Source organism: Desulfovectis peckii (assembly GCF_055391705.1).
Map to the genome: position 1 here is coordinate 281,909 of NZ_AP042409.1, position 18,288 is coordinate 300,196.

The window sequence follows — 18,288 nt, forward strand, 5'->3', positions numbered from 1 at the left end:
GCGTCTACACTTGCCGCTTAAACGCTACATAAATATGTAATTAAACTTGTTTGTCTGGCAGCAGTGTGGGCGTCTCATCAGAGAGGAGTGAGCCCACATGCGACCGGAATTTCGAGACACCAGAAAACAAGTTTTGGATTGTCTCTCTGAAAACTCTGCCGCCAAACTAAGCCGGTGCCTAGAGGGAATTCATGCGGCGGATATTGCAGAGTTTTTTCCTGAACTGCCGCTGCCCCAGCGCATAAAGGTGCTGCGGGTGCTTGAACACAGCAAGGCAGCAGAGATATTATTTAGCCTTGACCGGGAAGAATTACCCCAGTTATTAGCCGGCCTGGGCCCAAAGCGCACGGCGGAAATTTTAGGCAAAATGTTTACCGATGATGCTGCCGACCTGCTAGGCGATTTGCCGGAAGATCAAAAAAATAAGCTGTTGGGACTAATGAAAGCGGCAGAGGCGGAGGATATCCGCGATCTGTTGAGCTATGAAAAAGACACAGCCGGCGGTCTGATGGCTATCGAATATGTGGACGTGCGCAAAGACATGACCATCAATCAAGCCATTGAAAGGTTGCGCAAAATTGCTCCTGATGCGGAAACTGTCTACTATGTGTACGTGACTAATGATGACGAGCAGCTTGTTGGGGTAATTTCACTGCGGGAGTTAATTATTGCCCCACCCGATGAGCTGATTGAAAACATCATGCAAACCAACGTAACCAGTGTGAACGTCCGCACCGACCAGGAAGAGGTAGCCCGCTTGATGTCCAAATACGATTTTCTGGCCGTGCCGGTGGTAAATGACGACATGCTTTTATTGGGCATTATCACCTTTGACGACGTGATGGACGTCATTGAAGAAGAAGCAAATGAAGACGTTATGCGCTTGACGGCCAGCATGGAAGCAGAAGGCCAAGACATGGAAAGCAGCTTTTGGGTCAGGGCGGGCAGAAGGCTACCTTGGCTAATTGGCTTATTATTTGGCGAATTAATTGCCGGCAATGTGATCAACGGTTTTTCAGCGACTTTAGAACACATGACTGCGCTGGCCTTTTTTATTACTGCGATGGCCGGCGGGCCGGGCAACGCCGCTACCCAGTCATTGGCTGTGGTAGTAAGAGGTCTGGCCACCGGAGAAATTAATAAAAACAAGATTTTCAGCGTAGTGTGGAAAGAAACGCAAGTTGGCTTGCTGATTGGCTTTGTTTGCGGTTCGGTATTGTCGATGATGGCGTACTTATGGCAGTCATCACCTACCTTGGGCCTGGTTGTGGGATTGTCCATGACCCTTTCGATCATTGCTGCCACTGCTTTAGGCAGCTTGGTACCGGTGCTCATTAGCCGCATCGGGGTGGATCCGGCCCTGGCTTCCGGACCCTTTATCGCTACCCTGATGGACATTACCAGTATGGTGATTTACTTTGGCATGGCCACCTTGTTTTTGTTGTAAAAAATTGTAAAATTAACCCTGCCTTTTTGGCAGGGTTTTTTCATGGCTTTCGGGACTTAGCGGAGGATAAGTTGTTTTAACTTAAAGCAAAAGCCGGTATTTTGCTGTCAAAAAGAGGTAAATTAACAGGTAAAAACAGGATAAAAATTTTTACTTCTATTACAGGTTTTTACATAAATGTTAGCTTTTGTTTTATATAATGCTGGTAAAAAGTAAAATGTGGGAGGCAATGAAGTGCGCTTCTAATTTGGGCACCTGAAGCGCACGGAGTGAGTGGTGCAACCGACCCGTTCTGTAAAAAGAGCGGGTTTTTGTGTTTTATTGGCCATAGAAAGGGGGTGGATTATTGAGGGGTTATCGTTCTAAAGTGTTAATGACCGGGCTTGTGTTTATGGCGGTGCTTTTTTTCGGTATTTTATTGATATCTTCCAGTTTTGCCACTGACGAAAAGTTACCTACCGCAACGGCAACGATTGCCAGAGACGGTAATATTGTAGAGGGAAATATTTTTAACAGCGGCAGTTTATGGTATCCCGGATATCGGGAAGAAGGCATTTTACGGCTGATAAATAATCGTGGCGAAACAATAAAAATTGCCAAATTAGGTATGAATGCAGAACTGTCTAAAGGGGGCCAAAAACTTTCTGTCGTTGAAGGTGCCGGAAAACAATACCTAACAAGCATGGAACTGGTGATAAGCTATAACGATCCGCTAAAAGGTGTGGTAAACGGTGAACTTTTTAGCGGCACTTTTGACGACTTAATTAATGGGGCTGAACTGGCTTCACCGATTAAGCTGTCAAAAGACGGCTATGTGGACTTAAAGTATTTACCCTGATAAGATAAACCGAATAACATGCTCACTCGGGCAGAAACCTTTGCCATTATCTGCAGGTTGGCGGGCTATCATGACGAACATACCGGAGACGACGATTTAGGAGACCTAACCTATTGATAAAAATTCATACCGTAAAAAAATGTGAAAATTTGTAAACATAACAAAAAGTATTACTAATAATCTAACAAATAATTGCATTTTAACTTACAAATTTTTACACACGAAGACCCAGGTGTTGTTATATAATTAGGCAAAATACTAAACTCATATTGGTGAAGGAAACAATGAAGCGCGTTCTTTATTTGGGCACCTGGGACGTGCAGAGTTAGTGGTGCAACCGGCCTTTGTATTGAGGCCGGTTTTTTGTATTTATCAACGCTCTTAGGGCGAGGAAATAGAATTTTAATATTAATTTTTTATCGAGTAGGTTTATTGCCTGCTCTTTTTTGGTTTGCTGGGGCGTGATAGCTCAGGGGTTGAGTCCGCTTACCGACGGTACGAAAGTAGTATTTAAATAACGACTTAAAAGCACCGTGAATTACCCGGATAATTTACCGATAACTACACTTTGGCATGCTTACAGCATAAAAGGCGGCCATTAAAATTATAAACAGCAAAGATAAAATTGACTAAGCCGGCTGAAAGATAAGCTCATTTAAATTATTTAACCCTTTTAACAGCGGTTAAAGCCGGCTGTTTAAGGGGTTATTTTTATTTAAAGGTTATTATTGTCAACGGAGAAAATTATTTATAAATGTAGAATAGTAATACGCATAAAATCTTGAGGAGTGTTACTTACCATGCGTATTGCGCTAAATAAAAGTTTTAAAATACCGTTGATGTTTCTGGCGCTTGTTTTCACCGGACTAATGGCCTATTTAATATATATTCAGGTTGGGCAGCCGGTTTATCAAGAGGAGAAAGTTGCCCTCTACAATTACCAAAATGCCGGTACCGCTAACTACCAAGTGCTGCTAAAACCTAACATGCTTTACAGCCAACCAAGCATGGGGGAAGGAGAAACCTATATCACCGCCACCGTTGATCAAATCCGGGCTTCCTTTAATTATCAATTTACCGGTGAGCGGCCGGAAAACATTATAAGGAGACTATGAGATCGTGGCGGTAATGGAAGGATACACCGGCAGGCAGGAAAAGGAGCAAACAAAGACCATTTGGAAGAAGGAAACTGTTTATTTGCCGAAAACAAGCTTTAATATGCAGGGTCAAGAGTTTTCCGTCAGTAAAAATGTTTCCGTTAAACTGGAAGATTATAATAACTTTATCAGTGCATTGGCAGAAAGCACCAAGATCAATACTCAATCAAGATTGTCCGTGATCATGCGTGTGAACCTTAAGGCAGAAACCGAACACGGCGTGATTGAAGAAAAAGCGGCACCCGCAATAATCATTCCCCTGGGGACAAGCTATTTTGAAATAGCCAAAAATGAAATTAACCAGCCCGGTGCGTTGGAGAAAACGCAAAAAGTCCGGCAGCCGATAAATAAAAGCAAAGTGGCCGCTTATGGCGTTGGCTTGGCCGGAGGTATCATTGCTTTAATTTACTTAATTTTCTTTACCAATGCAACCCAAAAGGATCTCTATGCCAAGCAGCTGGATCAAATCTTTAAAAAGCACGGCAGCCGGCTGGTTGCTTTAGAAAGGGATGCCGGCATGGCACATGATGATTTCTATAAGGTTTACTCTTTTGAAGACTTAGTGAGAATTTCCGATGAGCTTGGCCAGCCGATTATGTACAAATTTAGTGAGGATTATAAAGACATCTCAAAGTTTTACGTTACCGTCGAGCAAAATACATATCTTTTTGACTTAAAAGAGTACGTTAACCGGCAGCTAAAAGAGCAAAAGCAGAAAAAAGTTAAGCCGAAGGCCAAAAACGAAGCGGTACAAGCAGCACAGCCAGCCACAACTTGGCAGTCAAATGAAGGGCAAACCAAAGATATTTAAAAGCAGGGTAACCCCCTGCTTTTATTCATGTGGTTTATGCGATTAGTTTTAATCTACTACTTTAGTACCGTTAATTATTATCCAATCGTACCGGCGGAAATGTTTCTATCGTAGCAAGTATAAAGCCCTAAAGAAGGTTAAAATTAGAATAACAAATTTACAATATATGTAAATTTAAAAGCGAGGGCTTTCCCTATGTATGTAAAAAAATGTATACAATGCGGCGGAAATTCATACAGCGCGGTAAAAGAGAACCGCTGGTTGTGTCCTTACTGCAATTCCGATCTTACCGCTGAGCCTGCACAAATTGCCGGTAAAAAACCTGAAAGCGCAAAATCACCCCCTTTCCGGCCGCCGCCAGATAACAAACATGCTAAATAAATATTACCCGTTGCTCGCCCAAGGCGGTGGGATAGGCGGGCGTATCTAACTTTGCCGTAAGCCGGGACGGAATATAACGCCACTTAAAGTGGCGTTTTGTCATGTGTGAGTACGTGCCGCGCTTTTTTTCGCGTATATCTAGCAGGATCCGGGAAGAAAATATTAAAATATGTAAATACAGAAGGGGGAATGAAATATATGGATATCATTCTTTCGCGGCGCAGTATTCGCCAATACACTTCTCAGCCGGTATCCGATGAGCTGATCAAAGAAATTTTAACAGCGGCCATGGCCGCCCCGTCTGCCGGCAATGAGCAGCCTTGGCATTTTATAGTAATTAAAGAGCGGGCAATTCTCGATGAAATACCCAAATTTCATCAATACGCTCAGATGGTAAAAAAAGCGTCAGTTGCCGTTTTGGTTTGCGGTGATCCGGGCTTGGAAAGATATAAAGGTTATTGGGTACAGGATTGTTCAGCTGCTACCGAAAATATGTTGCTGGCTGCCCATGCCAAAGGTTTGGGTGCGGTATGGTGTGGGGTTTATCCCACTGAAGAGCGGGTAATAGCTTTTCGCAGGCTGTTGGGGATACCGGAAGAAATTATCCCGTTCTCACTGGTTCCGCTGGGCTATCCGGCGGAGAAAAAAGAGCCGGCCAACCGCTATAACGAAGAACGGGTTCACTATAATAAGTGGTAATCATTAGCACCATGCTCACATAGTTAAAGAGGCGCTTTAACCGCGCCCCTTTAACTATGAAAAATAGCGTTCTAATAGGCCTTTTAATCCCCGGGCATGTCTGGCTTCATCTTTGGCCGCTTCATCAAAGAAATCATGGGCTTCATCAATATTTTCTTGTTTTGCTTTTACAGCGGATTCCCGTTTCATCTGATTGGATTTTTGTTCGCCTTTAATGGCATTTTGCAGGTTTTCTTTAGTGCTGGCGGAAATTTCTCCGTTTAGTTCGGCAAAGCGGGCGGCATGCATGGCTTCTTCCCAAGCCACTCTAATTAAATATTCACCTATTTCCGGATAACCTTCCCTTTGTGCTTGCCGGGCTGCGGCCAGATACCAGCCCACTTCCCAGTTTTCACCGTTAAAGTTCTCTTTAACGTCTTGTTCCACTGCAGTGCCTTTGGTAACACCCAACTTAATTTCCGTTGCAAAGTTTAACTCCATTGGTTATAACCTCCCGTTATTGTTTTCAATGGTATTTTTCCCGCAGGGAAAGAAATTATAATGCAAGGAAACAAATCGGTTTTGTTGAATATTTTTTATAGCATTTCAAACTTAATGAGGTGCGAAATTGAGGGCATATAAGGTAGAAGCGATTATTTTGCGGGCGAAAACAATGCGCGAGGCAGATAAGATCATTACAATTTTTTCCCGGGAGCGGGGCAAACAGCGGGTAGTGGCTCATGGGGTGAGCAAAGCAAAAAGCCGCAAGCGCGGTGCGGTACAGCCCTTGTGTCATTCTCAGCTGCTTTTATATAAAGGGAAAGAGTTGGATTCCGTTACGCAAGCGGAAAGCATCACTTATTTTGACCACTTGCGCCAAAATTTAGAGAAGCTCGCCTGGGCTTCTTATCTTTGTGAACTGGTAGATGGGTTAAATGCAGAAAACGAACCCAATGAACCCCTTTTTATTTTGCTGTTAACCGGTTTAAAGTGGCTTAATCAACCGGAAACGGATTTAGCGGCGGCCGAAATATTGGTCAGCGGGTTTGAAATAAAAATGCTGGGCTTGTTGGGTTACTTGCCGGAGCTAAACTGTTGTGTTAATTGCGGTGCGGCAATTAGCGGTAAAATAAGTTTTAGCCTCAGTCAAGGCGGGCTGCTTTGTGATCACTGCCGGTCTGTGGATACAAAGCTTTATTTTTTAACTCCGCAAAGCTTAGACTTGTTAAAACAGCTTATCGTCACCAAGCCCGGTGGGCTAACCCGGCTGACCCCCCCGCAGGCCACATATCAGGAAGTAAAGCGGCTTTTGCATAATTTGGCAAAACATCACTTAGAAAGGCGGGCCAAAGCGCTGGATTTCCTGGAAGTACTGCATAAAAGTGCTCATTTTGGGGGTAAATATTAATAGTTTACAGGAGGTGTAAAACTTATGACCAGCGAGTTAGAAAAAATCGATATTATTCGGGCCCGTCTTGGTGTCAGTTATAAAGAGGCGCGCAATGCTCTGGAAGAAGCAGGGGGAGATGTTGTACAGGCCTTGGTGCAGTTGGAAGAGCGCAACCTTCACCTGCACGAAAAAATTCGCCATCGCAGCAAAGATATGGCCGGGCAGGTGCGCCACCTGTTTGGCAAAGGGCAAAGTACGCGCATTGAAATCAAAAAGGACGGACGCACAGTTTGCGAATTTCCGGCCACCGTTGGGGTAATGGGGCTGTTGGGGGCCTTGTACAGCACTGAACTGGCGGTACTGGGGGCGGTAGGTGCCGTTGCCGCCATGGTAAATAACTATACAATAGAAGTTAAGCGGCCGGAAAGGCTTTCGGCACAAGATGCTTTTGACTACCGCTATTATCAGTAAAATGTTGACAATTGACTGCTGATTTTGCTAAAATTCTTTCTATATAACTACATATTGAATGGCGATGCGGGAAAAAGTAGTGCAGAGCTGTTTTTTCAGCGAGTCGGGGACGGTGTGAGCCCGGTAAAACAACTGTTACGAAAGGGATTCCCAAGCCGCAGGAGGAAAGCCGAAGCCTTTGTTTTTCAACAAACGGCAGCGGTGAGTAAAACCTGCAATTATAAAGTGGGCCTTGTAATTTTAAGGCCAATCAGGGTGGAACCGCGGGAGGAACCTCTCGTCCCTGGCATTATGCCGGGGCGAGGGGTTTTTGTTGTATATAAGGTATAAAGGAGGAAAGGAAATGTCTCAGGTTACGGTTGAACATTTTTTTCAAGTGGATATTCGGGTGGGCACGGTGATTAAGGTTGAAGACTTCCCGGAGGCACGCAAACCGGCTTATAAGCTGTGGATAGATTTCGGTGCCGAAGTAGGGGTGAAAAAATCCAGTGCGCAAATAACCGACCTGTATTCCAAGGATGATTTGTTAAACCGCCAAGTAGTGGCCGTGGTCAATTTTCCGCCCCGGCAGATAGCCCGGTTTATGTCTGAGGTGTTGGTGCTGGGCGCAATGCAAAAGGACGGTTCGGTTGTGCTGTTGCAACCTGAACGTCCGGTAGAAAAGGGACTGCGAATATGTTAAGGAGGCAAACGCAAATGAATTTTCAACAATTGATTCAAATTTTAAATAACTTTTGGTCTGAACAAAAATGTATTATTCAACAACCCTATGATATCGAAAAGGGTGCCGGCACGATGAACCCGGCTACCTTTTTAAGGGCCTTGGGTCCGGAACCTTGGCGGGTGGCTTATGTGGAACCGTCCCGCCGCCCCACTGACGGCAGATATGGAGAAAACCCCAACCGGCTGCAGCATTACTATCAATACCAGGTGATCCTAAAGCCGTCGCCGGATGACGTTATTGAAATCTATCTGGACAGTTTGCGCGCTATCGGCATTGACCCGGCGCAACATGACGTCCGCTTTGTGGAAGATAACTGGGAGTCTCCCACACTGGGCGCCTGGGGACTGGGCTGGGAAGTTTGGCTGGATGGCATGGAAATAACCCAATTTACCTATTTTCAACAGTGCGGCGGCATTGACTGCAAGCCGGTTTCCGCTGAGATCACATATGGCTTGGAACGTTTAGCGATGTTTATTCAAGGGGTAAACAATGTTTTTGACATTGAGTGGGTAGACGGTGTTAAGTACCGTGACGTGCACCATCAGGGGGAAGTAGAACACTCGGTTTACAATTTTGAAGTTGCCGATACAGAAATGCTTTTTAAATTGTTTGACATGTATGAGAAAGAGGCTTTGAAGATTCTCGAAAAAGGTTTGGTCTTGCCTGCATATGATTATGTATTAAAGTGCTCCCATACTTTTAACCTGCTTGATGCCCGCGGCGCGATCAGTGTTTCTGAGCGCACCGCTTACATCGGCCGCGTGCGCAATTTAGCCAGAAAATGTGCTCATGTTTATGTTGAACAGCGCGAAAAATTAGGCTATCCCTTGCTGAAGAAGGAGGCAAAATAACATGGCTAAAGACTTTGTATTGGAAATAGGCACCGAGGAGATACCGGCGCGGTTTATTAATCCGGCGCTAAAACAACTGAAAGAGCTGGCCGCTAAAAGCTTGCAAGAATTGCGTTTAAACTATCAAGAGATCAACACTTACGGCACCCCCCGCCGCTTGGTGCTGTATGTGCGGCAGATGGATGAAAAACAGGCACCACTGGTAAAAGAAGTAAAAGGGCCGGCAAAAAAAGTGGCCTTTGATGCTGACGGCAATCCCACTAAAGCGGTGCTGGGTTTTGCCCGCGGGCAGGGGGTGGCGGTAGAAGACTTGGTTACCCGCCAAATAAAGAATGTAGATTACATGTATGCAGTGATCAAAGAAGAGGGCCGTCCGGCAGAAAAGGTGCTGGCAGAGGCGGCCCCGCAGCTGGTATCCGGCTTGTACTTTCCCAAGCCGATGAAGTGGGGCAACCTTGATTTTCGCTTTGCCCGGCCAATCCGCTGGATACTGGCTTTGTTTGGCAGTGATGTTGTGCCTTTTACGGTTGCGGATCAGGCCAGCAATCGCTTTACTTACGGTCACCGCTTCCTAAGTGACGGGCCCCTTAAAGTAGCCAGTGCGGAAGATTACTTTGCCGTGGTGGAACAGGGCTATGTAATGGTGGACGTTGAAAAGCGCCGGCAGGTAATTTGGCAGCAAGTGCAGGACTTAGCGGCAACAGTGGGCGGTAAGGTGGAATACGATGAAAAGTTGTTGACAGAAGTGACTAATTTAGTGGAGTACCCAACAGCTTTAATGGGCAGCTTTGCCGAGGAATATTTAGAACTGCCCGCTGAAGTAATCGTGACACCGATGCGTGAGCACCAGCGGTATTTTCCGGTACTGGACGATCAGGGCCGCCTGATGCCTAAGTTTATTGCCGTACGCAACGGCACCGACCGGCATTTGGATATCGTGACATCCGGCAATGAAAAAGTGCTTTCCGCGCGCCTGGCGGATGCTAAGTTTTTCTTCGAGGAAGATTTAAAAACACCGCTGGCCGACAAAGTTGACGGTTTAAAGAAAGTGGTTTGGCTAGAATCCCTGGGCACCGTTTATGAAAAGGCAGAGCGGGTTGCTAAACTGGCCGGGTATTTAGCTGAAGAATTAAACGCCCATGCCGAGCAAAGAGGGGTGATCAACCGGGCAGCTAAACTGGCCAAGGCAGACTTAGTTACCAATATGGTATATGAATTTCCCGAACTGCAGGGTATTATGGGGCGGGAGTATGCCTTAAGGAACGGTGAAAATCCCGCAGTGGCGCAGGCAATTTACGAACATTATTTGCCCCGCTTTGCCGACGATGAACTGCCGCAAACGCTACCCGGCAGGCTTTTAAGTATCGCCGATAAGTTAGACAGTATTGTGGGCTGTTTTGCTATCGGCATTAAGCCTTCCGGTTCTCAAGATCCTTACGCCTTGAGAAGGCAGGCCTTAGGTATCAGCAATATAATTTTAAATGCTGAACTGCCGGTTTCTTTAACCCAAATTATCACTGCCGCGTATAACGGCTATCACGGCAGCGTAGAATTAAAATTAAGTCAGTCGGCACTAATTAAAGAACTGCTGGAATTTTTCAAACAGCGGATTAAAGGGATATTCAGCGAGCGCGGTCTTTCTTACGATACCATTGATGCCGTGCTGGCGGCAGGTTTTGATCACATTGCCGATGCTTGGTATCGCGGTCAGGCTTTAACGGAATTTCGCACTCATCCCGAATTTGACGACTTATTGACGGTATTTAACCGGGCCAACAATTTAGCTAAAAACTTTGCCGGCGGCGAGATTAAAGAAGAGCTGCTTATGGAAGCGGCGGAAAAAGAATTGTACCAAAAGTATAACACTTTTAGTGCCGCGGCGGATCAATATATGCAGCAAAAGGATTATGCCGCTGTTTTAAAAGAAATAGTCAGCCTATTAGGACCAATTAACCGATTTTTTGAACAGGTAATGGTAATGGTTGATGACGAACAAGTGCGCAACAATCGCTTAGCGTTACTCTATAAGCTGGCCCAAAAGATGAAATTAGTGGCTGATTTTTCAAAAATTGTAGCTTAAAGCCCCTTAATAAAAAAATACAGTATACAATAAGAAAAAATTTTTTAAAAAGGAGGGATTTTTTAAGTTATATCAAATATAAATTAGTATGTCACATTTACTTGAGGGGTGATTGAATGGAACTGACCCCACGGCAGGAAAAAATATTGCAGATCGTAAAAGAAGAAGGTCCAATAACCGGTGAACGCATTGCTCAAAAGCTTGATTTAACCAGAGCAACATTGCGACCGGATTTGGCAATTTTAAGCATGACCGGTTATTTAGAAGCCAGGCCGCGGGTGGGCTATTTTTATAGCGGCAAATCACCCCAGCGGATGGTGGCTGAAAAACTAAAGAAAACCAAAGTGGGAGAAGTCAAGTCTGTTCCGATAGTTGTCAGTGAAAGTTGTTCTGTATACGATGCTATCGTAACAATGTTTATCGAAGACGTGGGTACCTTAATTGTGGTCAGTGAACAAGGAAGGCTGGAAGGAGTAATCTCCCGAAAAGATTTTTTAAAAGTCACGATCGGTGGTCAAGATATTCATAAGTTACCGGTAGGCGTAATTATGACCAGGATGCCAAACGTGGTTTGTGCCGAACCAGACGACTCTGTTTGGCTGGCAGCCCGTAAAATCATCACTCATGAAGTAGACTGCCTGCCGGTGGTTCGCCCGGTATCTGCCGGATCGAAGGATGCAGGTTATGAAGTGATTGGTCGGTTTACCAAGACCAATATTGTGCGACTGTTTGTAGAACTGGGCGAAGAATAATAGCTAGGGGGAGTTTGCCATTAGCACGTTAGATAGTTCTACACCCAGAATTTATATATTATCAGATTCTGTTGGAGAAACGGCAGAACTGGTAGTAAGAGCCGCTGTCAGCCAGTTTAATCACGGGGGCGTTGAAATTCAGCGTGTACCCTATGCCAATGAAGTAACGGACATCATTGATGTGGTTGCGGAAGCGGCGACAAATAACAGTATTATAGTTTATACTTTAGTACTTCCGGAATTAAAAGATGTTTTGATTCAAGAGGCTAAAAAATATGATATTCCGGTAATTGATATTATGGGTCCGATAATTGATGCCTTGACATTGATTACTCAGAAACCGCCCAAATTAGAGCCCGGTTTGGTGCGCCGATTGGATGAAGAATATTTTCGCCGGGTAGAAGCAATTGAATTTGCGGTCAAGTATGATGACGGCAAAGATCCAAGAGGCATTCTGAAGGCAGACTTAGTTATATTAGGTGTTTCCCGTACTTCCAAGACACCGCTGTGCATGTATTTGGCTAATAAGCGTATTAAAGCTGCTAACGTTCCATTGGTGCCTGAAGTCTCTCCGCCGGAAGAAATATTTGAGCTGCCCACCAATAAAGTAATCGGATTAACTATCCGTCCGCAGCAGTTGAATATTATCCGCCAGGAGAGACTGAAAACCCTTGGCTTGACATCAAATGCCGATTACGCCAGTATGGAACGGATATTAAAGGAGCTTGAATATGCTGAGAAAATAATGAAAAAAATTGGCTGTACAGTAATTGACGTAACTAATAAAGCAGTAGAGGAAACCGCAAGCAAAGTCCTGGAGTTATACTACCGCGGCCTGCGGAATAACCGTTAATGCAGAATTCAGCGCCACAGTACTGGTAACAGCCGCTAACCAACATTATTTCTGGGGAGGAATTAGGAAATCATGACTACACCTAAGTATGTGTACATGTTTGATGAAGGAAAGGCTGAAATGAAAGGCCTGTTAGGCGGTAAAGGTGCTAACTTGGCCGAAATGACCAATATCGGTCTGCCTGTGCCCCCCGGTTTTATTATTACCACCGAGGCTTGTAATGAGTTTTATAAATTGAACAAGCAGTTCCCGGCGGGCATGGAGGAACAGGTAATTGAAAAAATAAAAGAATTGGAACAAAAGATTGGTAAAAAGTTTGGTGATCCCGACAACCCCCTGTTGGTTTCGGTTCGTTCCGGGGCGGTAATATCTATGCCGGGTATGATGGATACCGTATTAAACTTAGGTTTAAACGATACTACCGTCGAGGGCTTGGCGGCTTCCACCGGCAACAAGAGATTTGCCTATGACTGCTACCGCCGCTTTTTACAAATGTTTGGCGATGTTGTTCTGGGTATTGAACACTACAAATTCGAAGCAGTTTTGGAAAGACAAAAAGAAATCCGCAATTTGCAGTATGATAACCAATTAACTGCGGAAGACTGGCAGGTAGTTATTGAACAGTATAAAGGGATTATTAAAAGCGAAACCGGTGAGCCTTTCCCGCAAGACCCCATAAAACAGTTATTCCAAGCCATTTATGCCGTCTTTAATTCTTGGAACAACGACAGAGCAATAGTTTACCGCAAGGTGAACAAAATACCTGATGACTTAGGCACGGCCGTTAATGTGCAAACAATGGTTTTCGGCAACATGGGTGACGATTGCGGTACAGGCGTAGCTTTTACCCGCAACCCTGCTACCGGGGAGAAAGTTTTATACGGTGAGTACTTAACCAATGCCCAAGGTGAAGACGTAGTGGCCGGCATTCGCACTCCGCAGCCAATTGCCAAATTAGAGCAGGAAATGCCGGATGTTTACCGTCAGTTTGCCGAAACCTGCGTGCTGCTGGAAAAGCATTATCGTGATATGCAGGACATTGAATTTACAATTGAACGCGGCAAGCTATGGATGCTGCAAACCCGCAACGGAAAACGCACTGCGCAAGCAGCGATTAAAATTGCCGTAGATATGCTTGAAGAAGGCTTAATTAGCAAAGAAGAAGCGGTCTTAAGAGTAGAACCCGAACAGCTCGATCAACTGCTGCACCGGCGCATTGACCCCAACGCCGAATTGGAGGTGCTGGCTAAAGGTCTGCCGGCTTCACCGGGTGCCGGTTCGGGTAAAGTAGTGTTTGACGCTGATTTGGCTGAAAAATTAGGCCAAGAAGGAGAAAAGGTATTATTAGTAAGAATGGAAACCACGCCCGATGATATTCACGGAATTGTTACTGCCCAGGGTGTGCTTACCTCACGGGGCGGCATGACCAGCCATGCAGCGGTAGTTGCCCGGGGGATGGGTAAGCCCTGTGTGTCCGGGTGTGAAGCGATAAAAATAGATTATGCGCAAAAAGAATTTAGAGTAGGCGATGTAGTAGTAAAAGAAGGTGACATTATTACCATTGACGGCAGTACCGGTCGGGTAATTTTAGGGGAAGTGCCGATGATTGAACCCGAACTGTCGCCGGAATTTCAAAAACTGCTCAACATAGCTGATGAAATTCGTACATTGCAAGTGCGGGCAAATGCGGACACACCGGAAGATGCGGCTAAATCAAGAGAATTTGGGGCCCAGGGCATTGGCTTAACCCGTACTGAGCACATGTTTATGGCTGTAGACCGCCTGCCCATTGTGCAAAAGATGATCCTGGCGACAACTGCTGAAGAAAGGCAAGCGGCCTTAGATGAGCTGCTGCCAATGCAGCAGAATGACTTCTACGGTATCTTAAAGGCCATGCAGGGGCTGCCTGTTTGCATCCGCCTTTTAGATCCGCCGTTGCATGAGTTTTTGCCTAACGCCGAAGAGTTACTTGTGGAAATTACTACACTGAAATTAACCGGCGGAGATAAAGAAGTAATTCAAGAAAAAGAAGAAATGCTGCGCAAAGTGCGTTCACTGTCGGAATTCAACCCGATGCTGGGGCACCGCGGCTGCCGCTTAGGAATTACCTTCCCGGAAATTTATGAGATGCAGGCCCGGGCTATTTTCCAAGCGACTGCCCAGCTAATAAAAGAAGGTTATCAAGTATTCCCAGAGGTAGAAATACCGCTGGTAATGGAAGAAAAAGAACTTGCTTTTCTGAAAGAATTAGTTGTTAAAACAGCTGAACAAGTACAGAAAGAAAGCAACGTTACTTTTGAGTACACAGTAGGTACAATGATTGAACTGCCCAGAGCGGCGCTGTTAGCTGATGAGATTGCCCGTCAGGCGGAGTTTTTCTCATTCGGCACTAATGACTTGACCCAAACGACATTTGGCTTTTCCCGCGATGACGCCGAGGGCAAATTCCTGTATGATTATGTCGAACACAAAATATTGCAGGAAAGCCCATTTGCGGTGTTAGATCGTAAAGGTGTAGGTAAATTAATGCGTATAGGAATAGAATTAGGCCGCAAGGAGCGTCCTGATCTGCTAATCGGTATTTGCGGTGAGCATGGCGGTGAACCCAGTTCAGTGGAATTCTGCCATGAAATTGGCTTGGATTACGTAAGCTGTTCACCTTACCGGGTACCTATTGCCCGCTTAGCTGCCGCTCGTGCTGCCGCTAAAGAAAAACTGCAATCAAAATAAGGCGAATATGAAAAAACAGGGTACTGTTTGCCACAGTACCCTGTTTTTTTATTCAAGAATTATTGTTTTGTAGCTATGATTAGTTGATTTTTGCCCACCTCTGCAAAATGCGGGGGGGAGAAGCCGGCATCCTGAAGCCATGTTTTATACTGCTCAAAGGTCCATGTTCCTCCGGATGCGGTATTTAACAGCATGTTAACGGCAAACAGCGCCGGTTTTGGCCCGGTGCCGCGGATAAGATCATTAATTACTATTCGCCCACCGCTAACCAGTTCATTTGCCGCATCAGAAAACAGTTTTCGGTTTTCTTTTTCACCGTAGATATGGCATACATTACCCAGGTAAACAAGATCAAAGGGCCCTTTGGGCAGTCCGACGGTAAAATCACCTTTTACCATGTTTATAGGCAGCTGAGGATTAACTTTAGGCTTCATCATGTCTATTACTTTAGGCAAATCCAAGACGGTAACGACAGCGCCTTGTTGGGCAAAAGCAGTGGCGTAGGTTAAGGGACCTCCCCCCACATCAAGAACCCGGGGGTTTTTCGGCAGGCCTTTTAAACAGTGTTTGACAATATCAGCCGCCCTTTTCCGGGGATAGTGACTCATTGCCGTAATAAAGGCCTTTAATGCTTCAGGGTCTTCTTTTTTCGGGACAGGCTTGCCGCTTTTCAAAACCTCAGGCAATTTCAGCCAGACAGAGATTAAATTATAGGCATGCATAAATGAAAAACCGGTGTAATTGCTACTGTTTTGATCATAAAAAAGGGAGTAGGCTTCTTCGGTAAGTTTTATCTTGTCCCCTTGATACTCTAAGTAGCCTAATGCTATTAAAGCCTCGGTTACCGTCCATAAAGCCCGCCGGTCAGTTGCGGTGCGCTTAGATAATTCTTCTAAAGTTAATGGATTATCCTTTATAGCATCAAATAACCCTACTTGCACAGCCGCCCCTACTATTAAAAATTCCTGCTGCAAATAAAAGCTGTCGATGTTAGGCATGTAAAAAACCTCCTTCTTTTAATTTTTTAATCGCCGGTTCTATAGCCTTTCTTCAGCCGGAATAACTTTATTTTTTAAATCATTTTGCAATCGGTTTTGGTGGCAACAATTCCATAAATAAATACCACAAATAAGCCAAATATATAACCGCTAAAAAGGTTAAAAAGCGCAATCTTTTAGAGAAAGTCGACGTATTCATGAATTCCTTCTGGGCATGAAAATAAAAAACATCCATACCCAATTAAAAGGGGCATTAAAGGCACTTTTTTGATCTTGCAGGAAATTTTATTCTTTTGTCGAACAATAATTAAGTTGGTTGACAGTGTTTTTCCGTCAGCAAAGTAAGCACGGGCTAAAGGGGCAGTTGTTTTTCAATCTAGGTATAATCCCCCTTTTCAAGGCATAGATTGAATAAACCGAAATCAAACAAAATTCACAGCGAAAGGGGAACGGAAAATGTTTATCGTTGCTCTTAACGGTAGTCCCCATGCTGACGGGAATACAGCATTTTTACTTAAAGAGGCCCTAAAAACAATTGAAAGTGAAGGTGTGGAAACTAAACTATATCATATATCTCCGGCAATAGCTCAAGCAAAACATCCTTTTTGTATTTGTTGTTCTACTCCCTGCAGCGGGGTGTGTTATCAAGGTACTTTATTGGAAGAGATTTTTAACGAACTGCGGCGGGCGGATGGCATTATTTTAGGCAGCCCGGTGTATTTTGGCACATTAACCGCTCAAATGAAAGCTTTTTGGGATAAGACCAGAGCTTTGCGAAAAGACAAAGCATTGGTTGACGTGGTCGGTGCGGCGGTTACCAACGGTTCATCACGTTTTGGCGGGCAGGAAAGTACCGCCCGGGCCTTGCATGAAATTATGTATACTCACGGAATGACGGTGGTAGGAAGCAGCTTTTATGCCGACGGCGCCGGCCATCAGGCCGCTTGTGCGCAGAAACCCGCTTATGATGATCACAATGCCATAAAGTGTACGCGTATATTGGCGAAACGCGTGCTGGCAGTAGCGAGAGCTACCGCTGAGTTGAGAAATCATCATCGAGGGTTGTAAACCTGATTGGAAGTGAGCGAATGCAAATTCGACGCTTTACCGAAGAAATGGAAGAAACAACATTATCGCCCTTTGCTACGGTGAGTTCGGCGAGCCGCGGAAGACTGAAACCGGAAAAGCCCTGTGCGGTGCGGACGGCTTTTCAGCGGGATCGGGATCGGATTATTCATTCGAAAAGTTTTCGCCGTTTAAAACATAAAACTCAGGTATTTATGATTCCCGAAGGAGATCATTATCGCACCAGGCTAACTCATACCTTAGAGGTTGCCCAAATAGCCCGCACTATTTCCCGGGCGCTGCGATTAAACGAAGATTTGACAGAAGCCATTGCCTTAGGGCACGATCTGGGGCATACGCCCTTTGGGCATGCCGGTGAAGCCGCGTTAGCGGAAGTTTATGCTCAAGGGTTTAAACATAACGAACAAAGCTTAAGAGTGGTTGATAAGTTAGAAGGCGGCAAAGGCTTAAATCTGACCTGGGAAGTGCGGGACGGAATATTGCATCATACCGGTGATAAGCTGCCGGCAACGCTGGAAGGGCAGGTTGTCAGGTATGCCGACCGTATTGCTTACATTAACCACGATATAGATGATGCCTTGCGGGGCGGTTTGTTAAAGATAGAGATGCTGCCTGAAAACTGTCGAAAGGTGCTTGGTGATAAGCACGCAGAAAGAATAAATACCATGGTGATGGATTTAATTAATAACAGCATGGGAAAAGACAAAATAATGATGAGCGATGAGATAAAAAAGGCGATGGATGAACTGCGCACATTCCTGTTTCAGCATGTTTATGTTGGTTCAGAGGCTAAAAAGGAAGAAGTTAAAGCCCAATTGGTGGTTAAGCAGTTATTTAAGTACTTTATGGAATATCCGGAGGCTCTGCCGGTTGAGTTCCAACAAGCCGCCAAAGCGGAACCCCTTAGTCGGGTGGTGGCCGACTATATTGCCGGAATGACGGATCGCTACGCCATTCGTGTCTATCAAAAATTTTTTGTTCCCAGTCCCTGGCTGGATAAAGATGATAGGTTTAACATGTTCTAAAATATGGTAATAATAT

The 18,288-nt window shown here is 45.0% G+C and carries 17 protein-coding genes and 2 riboswitches; of the genes, 15 read left to right on the forward strand and 2 right to left on the reverse strand.

Annotated features, from left to right (window positions below; genetic code table 11):
• The first annotated feature begins 97 nt into the window (after positions 1-97).
• The 5 genes from mgtE to ACZ5NG_RS01430 all read left to right on the forward strand — a co-directional run bounded on the left by mgtE (position 98) and on the right by ACZ5NG_RS01430 (position 5,333).
• Entirely contained in the window at positions 98-1,447 is a 1,350-nt protein-coding gene (gene mgtE, locus ACZ5NG_RS01410; RefSeq protein ID WP_464252244.1) for a magnesium transporter, read from the forward strand.
• A gap of 213 nt (positions 1,448-1,660) precedes the next feature.
• A riboswitch (cyclic di-GMP riboswitch) is annotated at positions 1,661-1,744 on the forward strand.
• Between the two features lie 49 nt (positions 1,745-1,793).
• The gene (locus ACZ5NG_RS01415; RefSeq protein WP_464252245.1) at positions 1,794-2,285 is read left to right on the forward strand and encodes a hypothetical protein; all 492 of its coding nucleotides are present in this window, start codon (positions 1,794-1,796) and stop codon (positions 2,283-2,285) included.
• Positions 2,286-2,553: 268 nt separating this feature from the next.
• Positions 2,554-2,637: riboswitch (cyclic di-GMP riboswitch) on the forward strand.
• A gap of 448 nt (positions 2,638-3,085) precedes the next feature.
• Positions 3,086-3,400, forward strand: coding sequence for a hypothetical protein (locus ACZ5NG_RS01420; RefSeq protein ID WP_464252246.1), 315 nt, complete (start codon positions 3,086-3,088; stop codon positions 3,398-3,400).
• A 13-nt stretch (positions 3,401-3,413) separates the two neighbouring features.
• On the forward strand, positions 3,414-4,253 hold the full coding sequence (locus tag ACZ5NG_RS01425) for a DUF5305 domain-containing protein (RefSeq protein WP_464253090.1): 840 nt from the start codon (positions 3,414-3,416) through the stop codon (positions 4,251-4,253).
• Between the two features lie 579 nt (positions 4,254-4,832).
• Positions 4,833-5,333, forward strand: coding sequence for a nitroreductase family protein (locus tag ACZ5NG_RS01430; RefSeq protein ID WP_464252247.1), 501 nt, complete (start codon positions 4,833-4,835; stop codon positions 5,331-5,333).
• Positions 5,334-5,387: 54 nt separating this feature from the next.
• Here the strand turns inward: ACZ5NG_RS01430 and ACZ5NG_RS01435 are convergent, their stop codons facing one another.
• Positions 5,388-5,813, reverse strand: a complete 426-nt coding sequence (locus ACZ5NG_RS01435; protein WP_464252248.1) for a ferritin-like domain-containing protein — start codon at positions 5,811-5,813, stop codon at positions 5,388-5,390.
• A gap of 127 nt (positions 5,814-5,940) precedes the next feature.
• Here ACZ5NG_RS01435 and recO point away from each other — a divergent pair, with 127 nt between their 5' ends.
• The 8 genes from recO (at position 5,941) to ppdK (ending at position 15,163) form a co-directional block, all read left to right on the forward strand.
• Positions 5,941-6,720 carry a DNA repair protein RecO gene (recO, locus tag ACZ5NG_RS01440; RefSeq protein ID WP_464252249.1) on the forward strand — a complete coding sequence of 260 codons (780 nt, stop codon included), beginning with the start codon at positions 5,941-5,943 and terminating at the stop codon, positions 6,718-6,720.
• A 24-nt stretch (positions 6,721-6,744) separates the two neighbouring features.
• Complete coding sequence (locus tag ACZ5NG_RS01445; protein ID WP_464252250.1) at positions 6,745-7,173, forward strand: DUF4342 domain-containing protein; 429 nt, start codon at positions 6,745-6,747, stop codon at positions 7,171-7,173.
• A gap of 343 nt (positions 7,174-7,516) precedes the next feature.
• Positions 7,517-7,855 carry a tRNA-binding protein gene (locus ACZ5NG_RS01450; protein ID WP_464252251.1) on the forward strand — a complete coding sequence of 113 codons (339 nt, stop codon included), beginning with the start codon at positions 7,517-7,519 and terminating at the stop codon, positions 7,853-7,855.
• A gap of 14 nt (positions 7,856-7,869) precedes the next feature.
• A complete protein-coding gene (gene glyQ / locus ACZ5NG_RS01455) occupies positions 7,870-8,748 on the forward strand; it encodes a glycine--tRNA ligase subunit alpha (RefSeq protein ID WP_464252252.1) in 879 nt (292 codons plus the stop codon).
• 1 nt (position 8,749) lies between these two features.
• Positions 8,750-10,828, forward strand: a complete 2,079-nt coding sequence (gene glyS, locus ACZ5NG_RS01460; RefSeq protein ID WP_464252253.1) for a glycine--tRNA ligase subunit beta — start codon at positions 8,750-8,752, stop codon at positions 10,826-10,828.
• A 116-nt stretch (positions 10,829-10,944) separates the two neighbouring features.
• Positions 10,945-11,580, forward strand: coding sequence for a helix-turn-helix transcriptional regulator (locus ACZ5NG_RS01465; RefSeq protein ID WP_464252254.1), 636 nt, complete (start codon positions 10,945-10,947; stop codon positions 11,578-11,580).
• Positions 11,581-11,599: 19 nt separating this feature from the next.
• A complete protein-coding gene (locus ACZ5NG_RS01470) occupies positions 11,600-12,433 on the forward strand; it encodes a pyruvate, water dikinase regulatory protein (RefSeq protein WP_464253091.1) in 834 nt (277 codons plus the stop codon).
• A gap of 72 nt (positions 12,434-12,505) precedes the next feature.
• On the forward strand, positions 12,506-15,163 hold the full coding sequence (ppdK, locus tag ACZ5NG_RS01475; protein ID WP_464252255.1) for a pyruvate, phosphate dikinase: 2,658 nt from the start codon (positions 12,506-12,508) through the stop codon (positions 15,161-15,163).
• A gap of 59 nt (positions 15,164-15,222) precedes the next feature.
• On the opposite strand, the gene ACZ5NG_RS01480 is transcribed toward ppdK, so the two are convergent.
• Positions 15,223-16,161, reverse strand: coding sequence for a methyltransferase (locus ACZ5NG_RS01480; protein WP_464252256.1), 939 nt, complete (start codon positions 16,159-16,161; stop codon positions 15,223-15,225).
• A gap of 456 nt (positions 16,162-16,617) precedes the next feature.
• Between ACZ5NG_RS01480 and ACZ5NG_RS01485 the strand changes: the two genes are divergently transcribed.
• Together ACZ5NG_RS01485 and ACZ5NG_RS01490 are read left to right on the forward strand one after the other, a co-directional pair.
• A complete protein-coding gene (locus ACZ5NG_RS01485) occupies positions 16,618-17,229 on the forward strand; it encodes a flavodoxin family protein (RefSeq protein ID WP_464252257.1) in 612 nt (203 codons plus the stop codon).
• A 20-nt stretch (positions 17,230-17,249) separates the two neighbouring features.
• Positions 17,250-18,272 carry a deoxyguanosinetriphosphate triphosphohydrolase gene (locus ACZ5NG_RS01490; RefSeq protein ID WP_464252258.1) on the forward strand — a complete coding sequence of 341 codons (1,023 nt, stop codon included), beginning with the start codon at positions 17,250-17,252 and terminating at the stop codon, positions 18,270-18,272.
• Positions 18,273-18,288: the final 16 nt, after the last annotated feature.